Origin of the sequence: Nostoc sp. CHAB 5715 (assembly GCF_020829685.1) — a bacterium.
Classification (GTDB): Bacteria; Cyanobacteriota; Cyanobacteriia; order Cyanobacteriales; family Nostocaceae; genus Nostoc.
Genome location: NZ_JAIVFR010000916.1, coordinates 1 through 2,992, shown reverse-complemented (window position 1 = coordinate 2,992; position 2,992 = coordinate 1). Strand labels below are relative to the sequence as shown.

Annotated in this window: 2 protein-coding genes; both read right to left on the bottom strand. The window is 46.5% G+C overall.

Translation table 11 applies throughout. The features are described from left to right. Positions 1-761: galactose-1-phosphate uridylyltransferase (locus LC574_RS33625; protein WP_229457929.1), on the bottom strand; the 761-nt coding region annotated here is incomplete at its 3' end. After that, complete coding sequence (locus LC574_RS33620) at positions 740-2,599, bottom strand: glycoside hydrolase family 2 protein (RefSeq protein ID WP_229457927.1); 1,860 nt, start codon at positions 2,597-2,599, stop codon at positions 740-742. The genes LC574_RS33620 and LC574_RS33625, both read right to left, overlap by 22 nt. Positions 2,600-2,992: the final 393 nt, after the last annotated feature.

The window sequence follows — 2,992 nt, the reverse complement described above, 5'->3', positions numbered from 1 at the left end:
GCAATCCAAACTTCATAGGGGTAACGAGCGCATACCGGGACAAATGCGATCGCATACTCATCTTGATAAATAATCCGTTGATTGTCTGCAATCTCCTTCTGAATCAAGTCTTGCAGCAAACCCCGCCGATGTTTTTCATAATACTCCTGCTGCATTGACAGCATCCGCGCCGGAACAGGCGGTATAAAAGGATAGGCGTAAATTTGCCCATGAGGATGGTGCAATGTTACACCCACCTCTACACCTTTGTTTTCAAAAGGCAACACGTACTGAATTTGGGCATTTGCTCCTAATACGCGGGTGCGATCACCCCACACTTCTAAGAGTAAATCAAGGTGTTCCAATTCCAGAGAACTAAGGGAAGCTTGGGCATTTTGAGTAAAAACTACCACTTCACACGCCCCATTCGCAGGCAATGTTTCCACAATACACTCCGGCGGGTTCTGTGCCGCTTGAGCCATTGAAGGAAAGCGATTATTAAACACCGCCACATCATACTTACCTTGGGGAAGTTCTGTAGGAAACTCCGGTTTCGTAGTAGGTGCAAGGGGATTATATTCCGGGGGCGGCATGAAAGTCCGCCCTTGACGGTGAGAAGCGTAAGCAACCCATTCGCCGCGTAAAGGATGCCAGCGCAGGTGGGGATTTGCCTGCACTGGTTCATTACTAGGGCTAGTGGCTATGATATTCTCCGCAATCGGGTATCGACTGTATAAGGTCAGTGGGCGACCATCCGGCTTTAACAGCTTGTGGGAGTACATAATCCTTGTCCTGAAAGGGTCGCAGCGCGGATCGCCTCAATGGGAAATTTAGGCGTGCGATCGGCGTATAATAAACCGTTAGCTTCTTGGAAAGTATCTGTAAATTGGGTGTAGCAAAATCCGCTAAACAACTCGATATCATTAATCGTTTCGAGCAGAGAAGCGTATTTAATTTCTAGCTCGGAAATATTGGAGCAACGCTCATATCCCCAAGCTTTATCTGAATCGGGGGTATCAACAGGAGCATAGGCAATACCACCAAACTCAGTCAGCATCACTGGCTGTCCCTGATGCGGAAAGTTATCCAGTGTCAAGATGCGCCCTCCAGGACGCTTCCGGTCAAACAAATCCGATAGCTTCACTTCTGGGCCATAGCGATGAGCTAATCGTTGTGGGTGGGTGTCGTAGTCATGAATAGCCAGAATATCTGTATCTGTACTTTCCCAGCCATCGTTGCCAATCACTGGGCGGCCCGGATCGAGAGTTTTAGTTAAGTGATACATTGCCAAGACGTAGTTTCGGTGAGCCGCAGTCTCAACCAGATTCGGAACTCCCCAGGATTCATTAAACGTTACCCAAGCTACGATACAGGGGTGGCTGATATCCCGCCTAATCACCTCAGCCCACTCTCGCGTCGTGCGTTCCACTGCTTTAGGTGTGAAACGATATGCACTGGGCATCTCCTCCCATACTAACAATCCCAGCACATCTGCCCAATATAAAAATCGCGGATCTTCAATTTTCTGGTGCTTACGGACTCCGTTAAAACCCATTGCTTTGGCGAGTTCGACATCATGCCGCAATGCCCCATCGTCCGGTGCTGTCATTAGCGAATCGGGCCAGTAGCCTTGATCCAGAACTAAGCGCAAATAATAAGGACGACCATTGAGCATAAAGCGATCGCGCTGTATCCCCACAGTCCGCATTGCTGTATAGGATTTTGCTTCATCCAAGAGTTGATTGTTATGCCAAAGTTCAATGTGGGCATCCATTAGGGTGGGCTTTTCTGGACTCCACAGCAATTCGTTGCGGTAGTCGTCGATACCTGGATCGGAAAGGGAAATGCGACGGCCAATTTCTCCGTTAAACACTTCATAAGTATCGTTTGCCAACACGGTATTGCCAATGCTCAGTTTTACCTTGATTTGGATACCAGCAGGGGCATCACCTGCGATCGCAGCATAACAACCAACTTCCCATCGCTCAAAATCGGGACTCCACCGGATGTGATCGATGTAAGTTCTACCCACACGCTCAATCCAGACTGTTTGCCAAATACCACTGGTGCGAGGATACCAAATACTGTGCGGTTCCAATTGCCAATCCTGCTTTCCTCTAGGCTTGGCAAGGTCACAAGGATCATCCTGAGCCCAGACTGTTACTTTAGTTATGCCAGTATCATTCAAAACTGCGGTAATATCCAGCGTGAAAGGAGTATGTCCCCCTTCATGCTCTGCCATGTATTGACCATTAACCCATACACGGGCGCGATAATCCACAGCCCCAAAGTGCAGTAATAATCTGCCGTCACCTTCAGGCGTTTCAAATTCGCGCTCATACCAGCAGTTTGGATGAAAACCTGTATCACCAATACCACTTTTGGTAGATTCGGGAGCGAAGGGAACTTGTATATGATGAGTCCACCCCTGGATATCGCCTGGTTGAACACATCGCCCTTCATCGTCAAAAGCGAACTTCCACAGACCGTTTAAATTTAGCCAGTGCGATCGCTGTAACTGTGGACGTGGATACCCAGCTTCTGGGAAGCTAGAAACCCTTTGATTATCTGTATTGGAGGGTAGTTCAACTTTACGCTTTTGTATATCCAACAACTTCATTAAAACCTCTTAATGTAACTACAATAGAACAAATTTTTTTGTGCCTTCGGTTTAGACTAAACTAGGCTGTTTTGAGACATTCCAGGAGTTTTTTTCTCCTTTCTCTGTAAGCAATATAAGTTTATACCTGTACTTACATAACGCTATTTATCGCTCAATAGTAAACATAAAATACATCAAGCGCCCTAGTATTGGGTCGATAAAATTAGGTATAGACTGTTGACTCGTGACATTATGGCATACATATCATGAATATTTGCCAGTCGGCAGGAAAAAAACTAGGTAAGCTGTTCCATATTTAAATTGCATCTACTGGGCGGCAAAACGCCATTGGTGTCAAGTTAAGAAAATTAGAGTCTTGTCAAGTGGGTAAAACTTATATTGCTTACAGAG